The 16,982-nt window shown below is 64.3% G+C and carries 15 protein-coding genes; 5 read left to right on the top strand and 10 right to left on the bottom strand.

Going from position 1 to position 16,982, the window contains the following annotated elements; translation table 11 throughout:
- The first annotated feature begins 208 nt into the window (after positions 1 to 208).
- Entirely contained in the window at positions 209 to 3,562 is a 3,354-nt protein-coding gene (locus GV027_RS06960; protein WP_159511399.1) for a TonB-dependent receptor, read from the top strand.
- A 70-nt stretch (positions 3,563 to 3,632) separates the two neighbouring features.
- Here the strand turns inward: GV027_RS06960 and GV027_RS06955 are convergent, their stop codons facing one another.
- Complete coding sequence (locus GV027_RS06955) at positions 3,633 to 3,833, bottom strand: hypothetical protein (protein ID WP_159511398.1); 201 nt, start codon at positions 3,831 to 3,833, stop codon at positions 3,633 to 3,635.
- A gap of 56 nt (positions 3,834 to 3,889) precedes the next feature.
- Positions 3,890 to 4,072 carry a hypothetical protein gene (locus GV027_RS06950; protein WP_159511397.1) on the bottom strand — a complete coding sequence of 61 codons (183 nt, stop codon included), beginning with the start codon at positions 4,070 to 4,072 and terminating at the stop codon, positions 3,890 to 3,892.
- A 306-nt stretch (positions 4,073 to 4,378) separates the two neighbouring features.
- Between GV027_RS06950 and GV027_RS06945 the strand changes: the two genes are divergently transcribed.
- Both GV027_RS06945 and GV027_RS06940 read left to right on the top strand, forming a co-directional pair.
- On the top strand, positions 4,379 to 4,954 hold the full coding sequence (locus tag GV027_RS06945) for a DUF7010 family protein (protein WP_159511396.1): 576 nt from the start codon (positions 4,379 to 4,381) through the stop codon (positions 4,952 to 4,954).
- Positions 4,955 to 5,050: 96 nt separating this feature from the next.
- Positions 5,051 to 6,481: an IS1182 family transposase gene (locus GV027_RS06940; protein ID WP_159511395.1), complete on the top strand. Its 1,431-nt coding sequence runs from the start codon at positions 5,051 to 5,053 to the stop codon at positions 6,479 to 6,481.
- Positions 6,482 to 6,687: 206 nt separating this feature from the next.
- On the opposite strand, the gene GV027_RS06935 is transcribed toward GV027_RS06940, so the two are convergent.
- Genes GV027_RS06935 through GV027_RS06915 form a run of 5 tightly spaced genes read right to left on the bottom strand, consistent with a single transcriptional unit; the run spans position 6,688 to position 12,505 of the window.
- Positions 6,688 to 7,938 (bottom strand): TolC family outer membrane protein, encoded by a 1,251-nt coding sequence (locus tag GV027_RS06935; protein WP_159511394.1) that lies wholly within the window; start codon positions 7,936 to 7,938, stop codon positions 6,688 to 6,690.
- The gene (locus GV027_RS06930; RefSeq protein WP_159511393.1) at positions 7,931 to 10,354 is read right to left on the bottom strand and encodes an ABC transporter permease; all 2,424 of its coding nucleotides are present in this window, start codon (positions 10,352 to 10,354) and stop codon (positions 7,931 to 7,933) included. The genes GV027_RS06935 and GV027_RS06930 overlap by 8 nt, the downstream gene beginning before the upstream one ends.
- 25 nt (positions 10,355 to 10,379) lie before the next feature.
- Complete coding sequence (locus GV027_RS06925; protein ID WP_159511392.1) at positions 10,380 to 10,565, bottom strand: hypothetical protein; 186 nt, start codon at positions 10,563 to 10,565, stop codon at positions 10,380 to 10,382.
- Positions 10,566 to 10,586: 21 nt separating this feature from the next.
- The gene (locus GV027_RS06920; RefSeq protein WP_159511391.1) at positions 10,587 to 11,264 is read right to left on the bottom strand and encodes an ABC transporter ATP-binding protein; all 678 of its coding nucleotides are present in this window, start codon (positions 11,262 to 11,264) and stop codon (positions 10,587 to 10,589) included.
- Positions 11,265 to 11,275: 11 nt separating this feature from the next.
- Positions 11,276 to 12,505 (bottom strand): efflux RND transporter periplasmic adaptor subunit, encoded by a 1,230-nt coding sequence (locus GV027_RS06915; RefSeq protein WP_159512787.1) that lies wholly within the window; start codon positions 12,503 to 12,505, stop codon positions 11,276 to 11,278.
- A gap of 147 nt (positions 12,506 to 12,652) precedes the next feature.
- On the opposite strand from GV027_RS06915, the gene GV027_RS06910 reads away from it, so the two are divergent.
- Complete coding sequence (locus GV027_RS06910) at positions 12,653 to 13,900, top strand: sigma-54-dependent transcriptional regulator (protein WP_159512786.1); 1,248 nt, start codon at positions 12,653 to 12,655, stop codon at positions 13,898 to 13,900.
- Positions 13,890 to 15,053, top strand: a complete 1,164-nt coding sequence (locus GV027_RS06905; protein ID WP_159511390.1) for a sensor histidine kinase — start codon at positions 13,890 to 13,892, stop codon at positions 15,051 to 15,053. Before GV027_RS06910 ends, GV027_RS06905 begins: the two co-directional genes overlap by 11 nt.
- A gap of 47 nt (positions 15,054 to 15,100) precedes the next feature.
- Here the strand turns inward: GV027_RS06905 and GV027_RS06900 are convergent, their stop codons facing one another.
- The 3 genes from GV027_RS06900 to GV027_RS06890 are packed head-to-tail and all read right to left on the bottom strand — an operon-like array spanning position 15,101 to position 16,879.
- Positions 15,101 to 15,667: a recombinase family protein gene (locus GV027_RS06900; protein ID WP_159511389.1), complete on the bottom strand. Its 567-nt coding sequence runs from the start codon at positions 15,665 to 15,667 to the stop codon at positions 15,101 to 15,103.
- A gap of 43 nt (positions 15,668 to 15,710) precedes the next feature.
- On the bottom strand, positions 15,711 to 16,382 hold the full coding sequence (locus GV027_RS06895) for a hypothetical protein (RefSeq protein WP_159511388.1): 672 nt from the start codon (positions 16,380 to 16,382) through the stop codon (positions 15,711 to 15,713).
- Positions 16,379 to 16,879: an RNA polymerase sigma factor gene (locus GV027_RS06890; RefSeq protein ID WP_159511387.1), complete on the bottom strand. Its 501-nt coding sequence runs from the start codon at positions 16,877 to 16,879 to the stop codon at positions 16,379 to 16,381. Before GV027_RS06890 ends, GV027_RS06895 begins: the two co-directional genes overlap by 4 nt.
- Positions 16,880 to 16,982: the final 103 nt, after the last annotated feature.

Below are 16,982 nucleotides of genomic sequence, written 5' to 3'. Positions count from 1 at the left end.
CGTGCCACGCACTTGATCGAGATTGGTTCCGTCGTGGACCAATCGATGCCGCGCCGTGGCTTTTTTGCAACGCAATATGACGGAGTGCGTCCGGCGCAACACGCGACTCGCCAATGTCATGGAACCGAAATATTTGGAGCGCAGGGGCGCGGCTGACCGAACGATCAAGTCGCGGATCTCGAGCATAAGCTCAAAGGGGACATTTCAAATGCGTAACAACCTTTTCCTGGGTGCGGCGGCGATTGCGCTGATCGCGCCGATGGCCGCGTCCGCGCAGGAGACGACCTCCTCGATCCGCGGCACTGTTACAGCCAATGGCGCGCCCGTAGCCGGTGCGTCGGTGGTGATTCTGAACGTGCCGTCGGGCTCGCGCTCGACGCAGACGACCGACGCCTCGGGCAACTTCAACGCCGGCGGTTTGCGCGTGGGTGGTCCGTTCACGGTCACGGTCACCGCGGCGGGCTATCCCGAAACGTCGATCACCGACATCCAGACCACCGTCGCGCAGACCTATGAACTGCCGATCGAGCTGGCCGCCGCCGAATCCGGTGGTGCGGACATCGTCATCACCGCGTCGTCGCTGCCCCGCGCGCGCAACGTCAGCCAGGGCCCGGCAACGGTCCTCAACGCCGAGCAGATCGGCTCGGTCGCATCCGTGAACCGCGACGTCCGCGACCTGATGCGCCGCGATCCGTTCGCGCGTCTCGACGACACCCCCTCGGGCGGCCGTGCCGTTTCGTTCGCCGGCCAGAATGCGCGCTTCAACCGCTTCTCGGTGGACGGCGTGCCCGTCACCGACAATTTCGGCCTCAACCCCGACGGTCTGCCGACCCGCCGCGCGCCGGTTCCGTTCGACTCGATCGGCCAGTTCCAGACCAAGGTCGCGCCCTATGACGTCCGCGAGGGCAACTTCCAGGGCGGCGCGATCAACGCAATCCTGAAGTCGGGCACCAACGAATTCCACGGCACGGGCTTCTATGCCTATTCGGACGACAGCCTGACGGGCAACCGCACGAAGGCAGGCCCCGGCGTTCCCACCGGCCGCGTCAACATTCCCGACTTCAAGTACGAGAATTTCGGCGCGCAGCTCTCCGGGCCGATCATCAAGGACAAGCTGTTCTTCATGATCGCGGGCGAGCGTATCCGTGCGAACACCCCGATCGTCGAGGGTACCGCCGGCACCAACGCCGGTACGGTCGTCCCCAACATCACCGACGCACAGGTCGCCCAGATCCAGCAGATCGCGGACTCGCGCTACGGCTATGACACCGGCGGCGTGCTGCAGGATTCGAACGATCGCGACGATCGCCTCGTCGCCCGTATCGACGCCAACCTGTCGGATACGCAGCGCGCGTCGCTGACCTATCTCTACACGAAGGATTCGATCCAGCTCGGTCAGAACACCTTCGTCACGGGCACGCCCGGGCTCGGCCTCGAGTCGAACGGCTATATCTCGTCGAACCGCCTCCACACCGGCGTCGCGCAGCTGAACAGCGACTGGAGCGAGGAATTCTCGACTGAAATCCGCGGTTTCTACAAGGACTACAAGCGCGGTCAGGACCCGATCCTCGGCCGCGGCTTCGCCCAGATGCAGGTCTGCACCGCGCCGACCTCGGATCGCGGCACCGGCACCGCCACCAACAACGACTTGTCCAACACTTGCCAGTCGGGCTTTGGCAACGTCTCGTTCGGACCGGACATCTCGCGCCAGTCGAACGAACTGACCAGCCGCAGCTTCGGCGGCCTCGTGCAGGGGCGCCTGACGCGGGACAACCATGACGTCCGCGTGTTCGGTGAGTTCACCGATTCGAAGATCAACAACCTGTTCGTCCAGCGGACCGCGGGCGATTACTACTTCGACTCGATCGCCGATTTCCAGGCCGGCAATGCGCAGCGTTTCCGTTATGGCAATGCCGTTCCGTCGCTCGACCCGGTCAACGGTGCCGCGCGCTTCCGCTACCAGTCCTACAGCTTCGGTGTTCAGGACACGTGGCGCCTGAGCGACCTGTTCACGCTGTCCTACGGCGCACGCTACGACACGTTCGGCGGCCATAGCCGTCCCGAGCTGAACTCGGCATTCCTGTCGCGCTACAACTTCCCGAACACCGCCTATATCTCGGGCCGCGGCGTGTTCCAGCCGCGCATCGGGTTCGACTTCAAGCCGGTGTCGGCGGTGTCGCTGCGCGGCGGTATCGGCATCTTCTCGGGCGGCGCGCCCGACGTCTATGTCTCGAACAGCTTCTCGAACACGGGCTTCCTGACCAACGCGATCGACGTCCGCCAGAACAACAACAACAGCTACACGATCGCCGGGCTGTCCGCGGCGGACGCGCAGACCAACGGCGGCGCGATCCTGACCAACGTGAACGGCACGGCGGTTCCGGCGGCGGCCAATGGCGTGCTCACCAACGCGACGGTCAACACGCTTTCGCCGACCAACGCGCTCGATCCGAACTTCAAGGTGCCGTCGCAGTGGCGTGGCACGCTGTCGGCCGACTATGATCCCAATTGGGGTGGCACGTTCGGCGATGGCTGGCACTTCGGCGCCGACTTCCTGTGGTCCGACGTCCGCAACCAGGTGTTCTTCACCGATCTGCGCGTCGCGCCGACGGCATTGCGGACGCCCGATGGCCGCGTACGCTATGCCTCGCGGACCACGTTCGCCGACACCAATTCGGACCTGTATCTGACGAACACCACGCGTGGCCGCAGCTACATCGGCGTCGCGCGCATCAGCAAGGACTTCGATTTCGGCCTCAACCTGGGCGTCAGCTACACCTATCAGGACATCAAGGATCAGGCGCCGGCAACCTCGTCGACCGCGTCGTCCAACTACGGCAACGGCGCGTTCCTCGATGCCAACGGCGCCGCCTATGGCATCTCGAACGACCAGGTGAAGCACAACATCAAGTATAACGTCAGCTTCAACCACGCGTTCTTCGGCGACTACAAGACCAACTTCACGCTGTTCGGCGAGACGCGTATCGGTCGCCCGTACAGCTACACGATGCAGGATCTGTCCTCGAACCGGTCGCCGGTGTTCGGCACGATCGGCAGCGCATCGCGCTACCTCCTCTACGTGCCGACCTCGACCACCGATGCGCTGGTGTCGTATGACAGCGTGGCAACGCGCGACACGTTCGAGGCGCTGATCAACTCGACCGACCTGAAGAAGTATCGTGGCAAGATCACGCCGCGCAACGGCTTCAACTCGAAGTGGTTCACGCGTTTCGACCTTCATCTGTCGCAGGAAATCCCGACCTTCGTCGGCGCCAGCCGCGTTCAGCTGTTCGCGGATATCGAGAACGTCACCAACTTCCTGAACAAGAACTGGGGCCAGATCCGCGAATACCAGTTCCCGTACACGATCCCGGCGGTTCGCGTTCAGTGCCTTCAGACGGCGGTCGCGACCGGCACGGCGCCGGGCGCAGCGGTCACGGCGAATTCGAGCCAGGCCTGCGCACAATATCGGTACAGCGCGCCCGCATCGGCGCCGAGCGACACGATCTATTCGCGTCAGTCGCTCTACTCGATCCGCGTCGGCGCACGGTTCAGCTTCTGAGCCCTATCGCCTCGACGTGACGACCGGGCCGCCGTTTCCAGATGGGAAACGGCGGCCCTTTCGCGTCCGGTCACCGGCCCTTCGCCGCCGGCACGAAAATCTCCTGAGGCCGCAACCACTTTTGCGCCCGCCGCCGCCCGCGTGTAAGACCGGCGCTAACCATGGCCAGCTCTCCCGCCCCGTCTTCCACCCAGCCCCCCGGCACGCCACCAGCCTCGGCCTCCTTCAGGATGCCGATGATCTGCTCTTCCGAAAACTGCTTCCGCTTCATCTGTCCGTCCCTTTCCGGGGTCGGACTCTAGCTCCAACTGGAGGAAAAAACGGGGGTCACGTCATGATAGCGCCGAATGTCACGAACAGGATCAGGACCGGAATATAAAATCCGGTGCCATCAGGAAGCGGACTGGCCCCGTTTGCGGTGCGCAGAGCCATAAACCCCAACAGCGCGACAACAAACGTCGCCACCGGCCAAAGTGCGACGTTTACGCACAGCCAATCATTTTTCGTCATACGACCTACTCCCATGCTACTTTTCGAAAGCGGTTATACCAGTGATCGTTAGAATCTCCATTGGGCGGAAGCCGAGCGGCCACTTTGCGCCTCTTGTTGATGCAAAACTTTTGAGAGGTTCATCGCAGACCACGCAGGCCTGGCCATTCGGCGCGATGCATATCCTGTGAATTTTGCATCATAATGCAGAACACGTTGGATTACGGGAGAGCTGTTTTCTGTTTGATGAAAGCCTGAGCAGCCATTGTAGGTGAGCCTGGGACAGGGAATACATGTGCTTCCGATTGAGCGTTCAGGGGGGCACACATGCGGGATTATTCAAGCATCTCATTAGCCAATGCGCGGAGGGATTATCTCGCCACCAGCACCGCGGCGATGCCAGTTGGTGGTTTTATCGCTTGGAGCGCATTGGCGATCGCCGCGTACCTCCTTGGCAGCCAGCTCCCGAGCTTTGCGCCATTTATTGCCGCAGCCATCCCTTTTCCGTTGCCCCTGGTAATCGACAAAATGCGCGGCGCGCCCGGGCTTCAATCGGAAAGTCGGCACAACCCTGTGACGCAGCTGTTTATGCGATTTATCACGGTAGTTGGGCTACTTATACCGTTTGTGATTATTGCCGCGCGAGCCGCTGATAACCACGATATTCTAATTCTGGGCCTCGCCATCCTAGCCGGAATGGTATGGGTGCCTCACGGATGGGGTGCTGATGATCCGGCTGGGTTCATCCATTTCGTGATGAGAGCGGTCCTTTGCTACGCGGCTTACCTGTTCGTCCCCGAGGGGGGGCGCGGGGCCGCGATAGCTGGCGCTGCGGCGCTGACGTACGTTTACGCTATCGTTGCGATGCGGAAGCCTTCCTCTGCGCTGATGCAAAACTTTTGATTTTTGCATCAGACCGGCATTCTCGGAAACGATCCAGACCGTGCGAAAACTCGCTGGGTGATTCCACAAGGTTGCTGACGGGCGTATGCTGTAATCATGGCATATATCGAGGGTCATGCGCGCGACCAGGCGCTGTTGCTGCCGGCATCGGTAGAGGATTATGTGGCAGCGGATAGTCCGGTTCGGTTCATCGACGCGTTCGTTGATGACCTCGATCTGGGCGAGGCCGGTTTTCATCGGTCGCGGCCGAAGGCGACGGGGCGCCCAGGCTATGACCCGGGCGACATGCTCAAGCTGTACCTGTACGGCTATCTCAACCGGGTGCGGTCGAGCCGACGGCTGGAAGCCGAGGCGGCACGCAACCTCGAGCTGATCTGGCTGCTGCGTGGGCTTCGGCCAGACTACAAGACCATCGCTGACTTTCGCCGCGACAACCGGAGCGCCTTCAAGGCAGTGTTCCGCGCCTTCGTCGTCCTATGCCGCAAGCTCGACCTGTTCGGGCGAGAGCTGCTGGCGGTGGACGGCACGCGGCTGAAGGCGGTGAACAACCCGGCACGCAACTTCTCCCGTAACAAGCTGGCCAGGTATATTGCCGCGGCCGACGAGCGGCTTGAGGGGTATCTTGCCGAGATGGACGCCATCGACCGCGGCGAGGATGGCCATGGGCCTGGCCGCAGCGGGGCGCTGGCCGCAAAGATCGCCAGGGTGCGCGAGCGGCGTCAGGCCCAGGAGGCGATGCTGCACGAGCTGAACGCCAGCGGCGAGAGCCAGATATCGCTAACCGACCCCGATGCGCGCGCGATGGTCACGGGTCGAAAGACCACGGTGGGCTACAACGCGCAGGTAGCGGTGGATGCGAAACACATGCTGATCGTCGAGCAGCACGTTACCAACGCCGGCACCGACATGGGTCTGCTGGCACCCACTGCTGGGGCGGCGAAAGACGCACTAGGCGTCGAGCAGATCGATGTGGTTGCCGACATGGGCTATTACAAAGGCGAGGACATCGAAGCATGCGAGGCGAATGGTATCACACACTTCGTCGCCCGGCCGAGACGGGGCAGCGCCATCGCCAATGGCCGTTTCTCTAAGGATCTCTTTCGCTACGATGCCGAGGCGGACGCGTACCACTGCCCGGGTGGCCGGACCCTCGACATCAGCTATCGCGCGGTGACGCGCGGCCACGCCAACATCCAATATTCCAACCCCGCCGCCTGTTCGGACTGCGCAATCAAGGTGAACTGTACCAGCAGTCGCTGGCGGCGCATCAACCGTTGGGAAAACGAGGCGGTGCTGGACCGCATGGCGGCGCGCTTGGTTGCGCGCCCTGATATTCTTGCCGTTCGCCGCGAGACGGTCGAACACCCGTTCGGCTCGATCAAGCAATGGATGAACCAGGGCGCATTCCTGATGCGCGGGCTGGAGAAGGTTCGCGCCGAGTTCAGTCTGACCGCGCTCGCCTACAATCTAAGAAGAACCATTACCCTCATCGGCGTGCCGGGGTTGATCAGTGCCGTACAGGCCTGATCAACCTCGCCAATTCTGCTGCGCAGCGCTCAATGGCTTCCCCTTGAAGCCACCACAGCGCCACCAGAGCGCCACCACGGCAGTAACTCAAAAATGTTTGCGCCCAGCTCCACCGTTTAACAAAAGACGTCCGTGCCCATGTGACGGCGAGTTCTCGCACGGTCTGGATCCCTTTTTGGAACGCTTCGATTGCTAATGAACGCCGATCAATCATAGGCATCCCGCCCGAATGCACCGACCGCTCGAAGGAGGGCAGCCTGCGCCACCAGTACGTCCGATCGAGCGGAGGCGACGGATAGCTGAGCCGATCGAAAGCTCTGGTCGGCGACGAGGATGTCGATCGTCGAGCGCAGGCCGAAGCCGTACTCCGCCCGCACGCCCTTAAGCGCGAGGTCGGCAGCAGCGAGGCCGTCGGTCGCGGCGCGCTGGCGCCCTTGCGTGGCCGCCAGTGAAGCCCAGGCGGCATCGACACTGCGCCGTGCCTCACGCTCTGCGGCATCGGTTTGGAAGCGTTCGGCGCGGGCGACCGCTTCGGCCTGACGAACGCGCGACGGTACCAACCCGCCTGTCAAAAGCGGAAGGCGCAGGCTCAGGCCTACCGATGCCGCCGCAGTAAGGCCGCGTACGCGGCCATCGATCAGCCGGCCGCCCCGGCCGTAGCCACCGGTGAGGTCCAGCGATGGCGCTCGATCGGCCCGTGCCTGGTTAATTCGGGCCAGCGCGGATTTCACGACCTGCCGTTGTTGCAGAAGAAGCGGGTTGTTCGTCTCCGCCTGCACACGCGCTTCGCTGAGGGTCGGCGGCAAAAGGGCGGGCGCGGGCACCTCCGCCGATAGCATGGGGGCGTCGCTTCCGACCGCTGCGCGATAGGCAGCCGAGGCCGTCGCCAGCGCACCGTCGGCATCGGCGAGGTTGGCGGCAACGCTCGCGCGTTGTGCCTCCAATTGGGCGACGTCGGTTTGCGTAGCCTGACCCAAGCCAAAGCGTGAGCGGGCTTCCGCGACCTGTCGGTCGAGACGCTCAATGCCGATGCGCGCCACCTCGACCGCCTGTTGGCTGTACAGTAGATCGGCATAAGCGGAGACAACGGCTTGAAGAATCACGGCTTCGGCATCGCGTAGCCCCTGCGCTCCCGCCGCCACATCCCGCTTCGCTGCGCGCACCGCCGACTGCACCCTGCCGCCGGTCCAGATCGGCAGGGTGGCACTCGCCGTCGCGGATGCGACCCGGCCATAATTCAGCCGGTCATAACCTCCGTTTCCGGTCGCGGCCGCGGTGAGCCGGCCCGCCGCACGAGCCTGCTCAGGCTCTTCTTCCAGCGCTTCCTGCCGGGCACGGGCGGCGAGGAGTTGGGGATTGCTCGCATAGGCCTGCGTCACAGCGTCCCGCAGCGTCTGGGCGGAGATGGGGGCCGCACCCAGCAGGACGGTGCCAATGAGCAAAGCGACCTTAGTCATGGCGCAGCGCCCAGGCGGGGGCCGCGCGGCTGGCGCGCAGCGCTTGGCCCAGCACGGTCAGCACGGCGATCACGAGCGCCAGCAGGCTAGCACCGGCGAAGAATAGCGGCGACAGCGCGATCCGGTCATCGAACCCGGCCAGCCAGGTTCGCATGGCGACATAGGCCAGCGGCCAGGCGATAAGGTTGGCGATAAGTACGGGCCGCAGGAACTGACCGACCAATAGTTTAACAATATCGGCAGACGACGCGCCCAGCGTTTTACGAATGCCGATCTCCTTCACCCGCCGCGCCGTGTTGAACGAGGCCAGGCCCCAAAGGCCGACACAACCAATCAGCACCGCCAGTCCTGCGCCGATCCCGAACAAACGCGCGGCCTGTTCATCGGCCTTGTAGAAGTCCGCCAAGCGCTGGTCCGCCGTACCGATGACCAATGGCACCTGCGGCGATAGGCGCCGCCAGGTCGACCGGATGCGGGCGAGCATCGCGGCGGTGTCGCCGGTATAGCGGATGGCGGCGACGGCAGACGTCGGCACGTCGCGGGCATATTGATACAGGGTAGCGGTCTCGGCCGTCCGTGGCGAAGCGAAACGGAGCTGGTCAACCACGCCAATGATTGTACGCGGCGCCCCCCGGCCTATGGTCTTGCCAATTGCCTCTTCGGGCGTGCGGAAGCCGAGCTGTTCGCCCGCCCTCCGATTGATGACGACGTTGCGGCCATATTTCCACTTGGTCCAGTCACTGGAGTCATCCGCACCGTGCGCATCGTCGAACACCCGCCCGGCAAGCAGTCGGGGCGCGTAGGTGCGGAAGAAGTCGGGCCCGACCGGGATGTTGCCGACGGTCACGCCCGGACCGCTGGGCCGCTCTATTACGTCGAGGCTGGAATTGACCATGCCGGGTCCCGAACTGCTCGATCCCACCGACACCACGCCCGGCAGGCGGCGCAAAGCATCGAGGATCGGCCGCGCCTGGGTCGGGAAGATGCGCTTGTCGGCCAGCGAGGGTATGATTAACAGCCCCTCGCGCTGAAACCCCAGATCGGATCGCCGGACATGCGCGGTCTGCGCCACTAGGACGACCGTGCCGATCATGAAGGCGATGGACAGACCGAACTGGATCATCACCAGCATTTCGCGCGACCGCGTGCCGCTGCGCCCGCCCCCCGGTGCCCGCGCCGAGGCCAGCACGGCGGCGGCCGGAAAGCGGGACAAGAGAACCGCCGGATAGAAGCCTGCCGCCAGCGCGATGACCAAGACCAGCGCCACCAGCAACGGCAGCGCCAGGGCATAGGGAAAGTGAAGCGACAGCCCCCCCGCCGCGTTGACGATGGGCAGGCTGATCTCTGCCAGGATCATGCCGAGTAGGCTGGCGATCGCCACCATCGCCGCCGCCTCGCCCAGGAACTGGCGGATCAGCATTCCCTGGTCCGCGCCCAGCACCTTGCGCATCGCCACTTCGCGGGCGCGCAGGCCCGATTGGGCGGTCGCCAGATTCACATAATTGATGATCGCGATCAGCAGGGTCAGCACGCCGACCAGCCCCAACGTCACTATCGTCAGCGTACGACCGCTGCTCTGCACCCCGCCGGGCGGTTGCAGATGCAGGCGCGTGAGCGGCAGCAGCGAGAGTGCGATGATCTTCGCCGGATCGGGCCCCAGATCCTGCCCGGCACGACGCCGGACAAAGGCGGGCATCTTCGCCTCGAACGCGCGCGCGGCTGCCGCATCGGGAAGGCGCAGATAAGTCGCGCCATCAACCATGCCCCATTTGTACCAAGACCATTGCACGGGTGGAGGTGGCGTGCGCGGCATCGGGATCAGGATCGTCGCCTGCTGATCGGTGGTCTTGGGCAGGTCTTCGAAGATACCGGCGACGCGATAGAGCTGCGGCGCGTCGACCGCGATGGTGATGTTCTGGCCGATGGGGTCAGCATCGCCAAACAGCCGCTGCGCCTCCGTCCTGCTGAGCAGCGCACCCGACGGATTGGCGAGCCCCCGCCGCCCGTCGCCGCGCACCATGGGAATATCGAACACATCGAAAAAGGACGGATCGACCTGCGCCACGTCGGCGCCGATCGCGTCGTTTTCACGGACGACACTGCCCCCCTGCTTGCCGCCACGGATGCGTGTGCCGACCAATCCGGGAAAATCCTGTCGCATCTCTTCCAACAGGCCAGGCATCGTCACCGGATAGGCCCCGTTGAAGGGGCTGCCGGGGATTTGAAGCTCGGTCTGCACGACATAGAGTTCGTCATGATGCGGCAGCCACTGCTCGAAGCCCGTCTCGAACCGGACATAGAGGCCCAGGACCAGGAACACCGCAATGCCGACTGCCAGTCCGCCGATGTTCAACGCGGCATAAAGCTTGTGGCGGGTCAGCGATCGGTAGAGCGAGTTCAGTGCGAAGCGGTTCATCGCGAATATCCGGACAGGAGGAAGGTCAGCCGCAGCCGACACAAGAGGTTGCGTCGCCCTCGACGGTGCAGCGCGTACCGCCGGGGACGGTGATGCGACCGGTGCCGCTCGCTGAGACGCGCGCCGTCGGCGCGACGTCGCCAATGCCGCGGGAGATCAGCGCGGCATCGGACCGGAGGGCAGGCAGTATCGCGAGGGCAGAAGGCTTCACGTCGATGGCCCTTTCCATGAGTCAGATCGCGCGCATGGCGCTGGCGACGATGCGTCCGTCGAGCATGTCGATGCGGCGCTTCGCCATGTCCGCGTGGCTGGGCGAGTGAGTGACCATGACGATCGTCGCGCCTTCGGCGTTGAGACCGGCGAGGATGTTCAACACCTGCTCGCCATTGGCGGTGTCGAGGTTTCCGGTCGGCTCGTCGGCCAGGATCAGCTTCGGGTTGCCGACGATGGCACGGGCGATTGCAGCGCGCTGCTGCTGGCCGCCCGACAGTTGGTGGGGGAAGTGGCGTGCGCGGTGCGCGATGCCGACCTTGTCCATTGCCGCCGCGACCCGCCCCCGACGGTCTGCCGCGTCCTTGCGATAGGCGAGGCCGAGCGCGACGTTCTCCTCGATCGTCAGCTCGTCGATTAGGTTGAAGCTCTGGAACACGAAGCCGAGCATGCTGCCGCGGAACTTCGCCAACTCCTTCTCCCCCAGGGCGGCGAGGTCTCGTTCGCCGAAGAGATAGCGACCGCCGGTCGGGCGATCGACGGTGCCGAGCGTGTTGAGCAACGTCGACTTGCCGCAGCCCGATGGCCCCATGATGGCGAGGAACTCGCCGGCTTCGACGTGCAGGTCGATATCGTGGAGTGCGGTAGTCTGCACCTCATCGGAGACGTAGCGGCGCTGAATGTTCTCGAGACGGATCATGGACGGGCCTTTCAGCGGATGTTGAGAATGTCGCCCTTCACGGACGCGGTGTTGGAGATGACAATGCGCTCGCTGGGGGTAAGGCCGGATAGCACCTCGACCTGTTCGGGACTGCGGCGGCCGGTCTTGATCGCGCGACGTCGGGCGTGGGCGCCATCGGCATCCAGGACGAAGGCGGAAGTGCCGCTACCCGCCTCCAGCCAGCCGCCGACCGGGGCCACGACTGCCCGAGACGCGGCCCCCAGCGTGATGCGGATGTCGAGTGTCTGCCCCCGGTTCAGCCCGGCCGGAGCGCGACCGTCGAAGGTCAGTTCGACGCGGAAACGCCCGTCCTTGACCGCGGGCAACACCTTGCTGACCGTCGCACGCGCATCGCCCGCCTGCGCCTTTTGCCCGACCGCGACACGGCCGAGATAATATTCGTCGACGTCAGCGATCAGCTTCCACGCGCCCTCGCTGTCGACCTGACCTGCGGGTTCTTCCGCCTTTAGCGTCTGACCCGGCTGCAGCGTAAAGTTGGTCACGCGGCCGGTTGCCGGCGCGCGGATCGTCAGCGCGTCGAGGCCGGCGCGCACCGCCGCGAGGTTGCCCGACAGTCGCTCTTGCGTATCGGCGAGACGCCGTTCCTGAGTGGCGGTGATCCGGGTCTCTGTGGCACGACCCGACTGCAGCTGAGCTAGTCGCTTTTCCTGATAGGCGGCCTCTTCTTGGAAACTCCTGACCCCGGCATCGGACAGGAAGCCTTGATCGTGAAGCTGCTGGCGGATGGCAAGGTCGCGGCGCGCCTTGATAAGATCGTATTCGGCCTGAGCCACCTGACCCGCCCGATCGAGATGATTGCGCTCGATCCCCAGTCCCTCACCCGCTACCTGACCCAGCTGACTGGCGATCTGGGCCTCCCGGGTCAGCACGTCGAGCTTCAGTTCCGGATTGGCGAGCGTCGCGAGGGGCTGCCCCTCCGTCACCATCGCGCCGTCTTGTACCAACAGCTGCTCGACCTGTCCGCCCGACAGCACGCCGACCAGCGTGGTGATCTCGGGGGCGACCGTGGCCCGTACCGGCAGGTAATCGTCAAACGGCGCGCGCACGACTTCACCCGTTTCGACGTCGGCGATGTCCGTCGATCCGCTTTCGGGGAGGAGGCGCCAGATCGCCAGCGCGGCGATCAGCACGACCAGCCCGATCAGCGTGGGTCGCCCGCGCCACCACGGCTGCTTGGGTCGTTCGATCCGGCTGTCCATTGCGGCCCCAAGCATGGGTATTGTGTATGCGGGCTGGTCGGTCATCATGGCCATGCTGTCACTGCCCACGATCCGAAAAGCCAACTGCTTATGAATCAACGACTTTCCACGGCTTCGCGAACAGGCGATCTGTCGCCGTTGAACACTATGTCCGCCGGCGGACACCCTGATCGTGAGTCAAGTCCTCGCGAAATCCTGCTGATTGAGGACGATCCGGTCGTTGCTCGGACGACGGAGATCCTGTTCCGGTTAGCCGGATATCGGCTGGAGATCGCCGCCGACCCTGTCACCGCCTATTCGATGCTTGCGCGTCGCCGCTACGACGCGATACTGCTCGACATGAACTTCACGGCGGGGCGCTCGGACGGCGAAGAGGGGCTGGCCTGTCTCGCCCGGATCGTTGCGGACGATACCCTTGCCTGCGTCGTGGTCATCACGGCGCATAGTGGCATCCGCATCGCTGTAACGGCCATGCAGGCGGGCGCGCGCGACTTCATCATCAAGCCGTGGCGTAAGGACGACATTCTCGGCAAGGTCGATGGCGCGATCAGGCGAAGCGTCGGCGGTGGCGCGGCACACCGATCCGCAGCCGTCGGCCCATCAGTTGGCAGCGCGCTGCTCGGTACATCGGCGGCGATCGAGCGCGTCCGTGCGCTCGTCCGGCGTGTGGGACCGACGGTCGCCGCCGTGTGTATCACTGGGGCATCCGGCACCGGACGCTCGCTGGTCGCCGACGCGCTTCACGCGGCGTCGCTCGATGCCGGGACCAAGCCGTCACGGATCGACATGACTGACCCCGATCAATGGCTCGCCCTGGACCATGCCGCCGGTACGATCGTGCTACGCCACGCCGATCGACTGGCCCCGCATGCGCAGGCACGGTTGCTCGACCGGCTGATGCCAGGCTTGCGCTGCATCACAATCGTTGACGATGTCGCGCCGCTTTCGCCCGCGCTGCGCCGGCGGCTCTGCACGATCGAGATCGTGGTGCCCTCTCTTGCGGAGCGTCGTGAAGACGCGGTGTTGCTCGCCCGGCATTTCGCAAGCGTTGCCGGTGAAACCTACGGTCACGCCGCGCCACGGCTCACGCCGGCGGCAGAGGCGTTCGTCGCCATCACTGACTGGCCGGACGAGGTGCGCGGGCTGGCGCTGGCCATCGAGCGCGCGGTGCTGCTGTCGGACGATGCCCTGATCGACGTCGCAGCGATCAGGCCGGCCAGCCCGGTCGCCGGTCCGGGGGGCGTGACCGCACCGGCATTCGGAATGCAGGATGCCGAAAAGCTGATGATTGAGGCTGCGTTGAAGGAGCATCGCCACAATGTGTCACGGGCTGCCGCGGCATTGGGCCTCAGCCGCGGCACCCTTTATCGTCGAATGGCGCAGCATGGTCTCTAGACAGGAAGGCCATGCCCTGCAGATAGGGTTGGGGCTAGGCCTGTGCGGCGCGGCGGCCGGAGCGGCCGGCACGCATGGTCTATGGTTGGCATTGACCGGCGCCCTGCTACTGCTGGTGTGGCTGCTCGTCGCCAATCTGCTTCTGGTCAAGCACCGCCAAGTCGTCCCGATCACGATATCCAGCTCGCCCGACGAGGCGCAGATCGCCCATCACTTGCTGCTCGATGCGTCACCAACCCCTCTAGTGCTAGTGACCGGAACGACTGTCCGAACGATGAACCGGGCAGCGCGCCGTCTCTTCGCGACCGACGATCGTATATTGCCGCCCCCCGCGGCTCTGTTCGACCGGGATGCAACGCACCTGCATCACGCCGGCCGGAACTGGCGGGCTGACAAAGTTGAGGTTGGCGACCGGTGGATCGTAGCGCTGATCGACATCGAGAGTGAAGAGCGGACCGCCGAAGCGCGTGCCAGCGCCGAAATGATTCAGGTGCTCGGCCACGAGATGCTCAACGGGTTGGTACCCATCGTGTCGCTGGCCGAGTGCGGCATCGCCGCGGCCGAGGCTCGTGACGAGGATCCGGCCCTGCTCCCCGAAATCCTGACGACGCTCGCGCGCCGCGCCGAGGGGCTGCGGCGATTCACTGAAGCCTATCGCAAACTGGCACGCCTGCCGCCACCCTTGCGACTGACAGTGTCGATCGGAGAGATGATCGACGACCTTGCGCGGCTGTTTGCGAGCCGCTGGCCGGACGTCGGTCTTTCGATCGACGTCGAACCCGGCCTGTGTAGTAGGATCGATCGCGACCAGATGAACCAAGCGATGTGGGCATTGCTACAAAATGCCGTCGAGGCGATTGAGCAGGGCGGCGTCTCATCCGGTCAAGTCAATATCCAAGCGACCGTGGACGATGACGTTCTCACCATCAAGGTGGGGGACAATGGACCTGGCATCCCGCCGGATCGCGCACATGGCATCTTCCGCCCCTTCTACACCTCCAAACCCAGCGGAAGCGGGATCGGGCTCAGCTTGGCGCGCCAAGTCGTGCAGGCACATGGCGGCATGCTGACTCTAGTTCACCCGTTGCCGGCGACGTTCCGCGCGCAGGTGCCTGGCGCTTGGGCATCGAAGGATGATGTTCTCGTGTTTTGACATTGATGAATTATGAGAAGCTTTCCTGCCTTCTCGAAATTCCATCCTCAATTGGGAAGACGAGCGTCGGCCGGGCAATGACGATAGAAGGTCGACAGGCCAACTTGGAGGAGCTTGGCTATCTTGGCAGGCTTATCCCCTGCAGCGAGCAGCTTGCGTGCCGTGTCAATCTTGTCGGGCGTCATCGCTGCCTTTCGCCCACCGCCAGTGCCGCCCCTGGCGCGAGCTGCCGCCAACCCCGCGATCGTGCGCTCCTTCACCAGCTTCCGCTCCATTTCTGCGACTGAAGCGAGAATGTGGAACAGCAGTCGTCCGGAGGGAGTAGCGGTGTCGAACCCATCGGTAAGGGACCGGAAGTCCACGTTGCGGGCGGACAAGCCCGCCGCCAGCTCGATAAGACCTCGAATTGAGCGGCCAAGTCGGTCGAGCTTCCAGATCACGAGCGTATCCCCCGCTCGTGCGAAGTGCAGCGCTTCGGCCAAGCCCGGTCGATCCGCCTTCGCCCCGCTCGCCTTGTCGGTGAACAATCTCTCGCAGCCGGCCTTCGCCAGTGCATCAAGTTGCAGCGTCAAATCCTGATCGGTGGTAGAAACACGGGCATAGCCGATCAACATGGTCGATCCCCACGTCGAAACCATTCGGGAAGATCACCGCTGCTCAACCGGCCGCGAAGCGGGCGACTTCATCAAGGCGCCGATGCGCCTCGCGAAAGCTGCGACCCGTCATCATGTCATCCATCCACGTAGCGAGGTGCATCCGTCCGTTCCGGAACGCCCAGCGGCGCAGCCCCCACATGCCTGCCCATCCGGCTATCCCGCCTGCCAGAGTGGTGATGAGCCACGCGCTGATGCCGATCGGAGCCAGCATGTCCGCGCCCCACAGCAGCCGGACCGCCACCGCCATGAACGGGAGCCACAGCACCCACCAACTCGCGCCCAGCACCCAGCCCGATACCAGCTTGATCCGGTGCAGCCGGGCCATATGTGCTTCGGTCTCGACAATGGGGGCGGCCACGTCGATCCGTACGGCATGGGTGAAGCCGGCTACACCGAGCGCAATCATGGCTACCCCGAGAAGGTTGATGAGCAGCCCGCTGGCGAACAGCAGTCCCGTTCGCGCCGGAAGATCGCTCCACACCAGTCCTCCTGCCAGGGCGATGATGACGCCGGTGCCCGCCTGGATGATCTGCCATTTGGCGACCGCGGCAACGCTGCGCCGCGCCTTGCGCGCCGCGGCCGTGCTTGGAAGGCGGATTTCGCCGTCTCGATCGTCAAGCGACACAAGCGCAGCCTTCAGCGCATCGATGTCCATCATCTGTCCTTTTGTCATGCCAGATCCCTTCGAAGCTTCTGTTTCATGCGGTCGATACGGGTGCCGACAGCACTCTCGCCAATGCCGACGATCTCGCCGATCTCCCGATGGCTGCGCTCGTCGAGATAGAGCAGCAGCACCGCCCGATTGAGCGGGTCGAAGCGGGCCATCGTCAGGTGCAGTGCGTCGAGCGCCTGATTGGTTTCGTGATCGAGCTCGGCTGCGGCCACTGCGTCATGATCACCGCTAAGCGGGATCATGACCCGTCGCTCCCGGTAGACCGAGCGGACATGCGAAAGCGCGACGTTGAGCGCCACGCGGTACATCCATGTCGGGAAAGGCCGCGCGTCGTCGTAGCGTGGCCATGAAGCCCATAGATTGGCCAGTATGTCCTGCATCAGGTCGGCGCGGTCGTCGGGATCGCGGGCGTAGGTGGCTGCAACCTTGCGGGCAATGCCGGCATGATCCCGAATCAGCGCTGCGAACCGCTCGCTATCCCTGATCCCCTCGTCCATCACCGTTTCGCAACCCTGTCATCGTTTCATGAGGTTGTTCGCAGGCGGGAGCGGTTCATCACAGAGGCGACTGAGTTATTTGCTCGCTGATCAGATGCGAAAC

Origin of the sequence: Sphingomonas sp. T1 (assembly GCF_902506585.1) — a bacterium.
In the GTDB taxonomy this organism is placed as follows: Bacteria; Pseudomonadota; Alphaproteobacteria; order Sphingomonadales; family Sphingomonadaceae; genus Sphingomonas; species Sphingomonas aerolata.
This window is presented reverse-complemented; position numbering and strand designations above follow the sequence as displayed.

Excerpts from the sequence above, each read along its gene's own strand:
- GV027_RS06960 (WP_159511399.1), top strand. The coding sequence starts at position 209 with ATGCGTAACAACCTTTTCCTGGGTGCGGCGGCGATTGCGCTGATCGCG.
- GV027_RS06955 (WP_159511398.1), bottom strand. The coding sequence starts at position 3,833 with ATGAAGCGGAAGCAGTTTTCGGAAGAGCAGATCATCGGCATCCTGAAG.
- GV027_RS06950 (WP_159511397.1), bottom strand. The coding sequence starts at position 4,072 with ATGACGAAAAATGATTGGCTGTGCGTAAACGTCGCACTTTGGCCGGTG.
- GV027_RS06945 (WP_159511396.1), top strand. The coding sequence starts at position 4,379 with ATGCGGGATTATTCAAGCATCTCATTAGCCAATGCGCGGAGGGATTAT.
- GV027_RS06940 (WP_159511395.1), top strand. The coding sequence starts at position 5,051 with ATGGCATATATCGAGGGTCATGCGCGCGACCAGGCGCTGTTGCTGCCG.
- GV027_RS06935 (WP_159511394.1), bottom strand. The coding sequence starts at position 7,938 with ATGACTAAGGTCGCTTTGCTCATTGGCACCGTCCTGCTGGGTGCGGCC.
- GV027_RS06930 (WP_159511393.1), bottom strand. The coding sequence starts at position 10,354 with ATGAACCGCTTCGCACTGAACTCGCTCTACCGATCGCTGACCCGCCAC.
- GV027_RS06920 (WP_159511391.1), bottom strand. The coding sequence starts at position 11,264 with ATGATCCGTCTCGAGAACATTCAGCGCCGCTACGTCTCCGATGAGGTG.
- GV027_RS06915 (WP_159512787.1), bottom strand. The coding sequence starts at position 12,505 with ATGGACAGCCGGATCGAACGACCCAAGCAGCCGTGGTGGCGCGGGCGA.
- GV027_RS06910 (WP_159512786.1), top strand. The coding sequence starts at position 12,653 with ATGTCCGCCGGCGGACACCCTGATCGTGAGTCAAGTCCTCGCGAAATC.
- GV027_RS06905 (WP_159511390.1), top strand. The coding sequence starts at position 13,890 with ATGGTCTCTAGACAGGAAGGCCATGCCCTGCAGATAGGGTTGGGGCTA.
- GV027_RS06900 (WP_159511389.1), bottom strand. The coding sequence starts at position 15,667 with ATGTTGATCGGCTATGCCCGTGTTTCTACCACCGATCAGGATTTGACG.
- GV027_RS06895 (WP_159511388.1), bottom strand. The coding sequence starts at position 16,382 with ATGACAAAAGGACAGATGATGGACATCGATGCGCTGAAGGCTGCGCTT.
- GV027_RS06890 (WP_159511387.1), bottom strand. The coding sequence starts at position 16,879 with ATGGACGAGGGGATCAGGGATAGCGAGCGGTTCGCAGCGCTGATTCGG.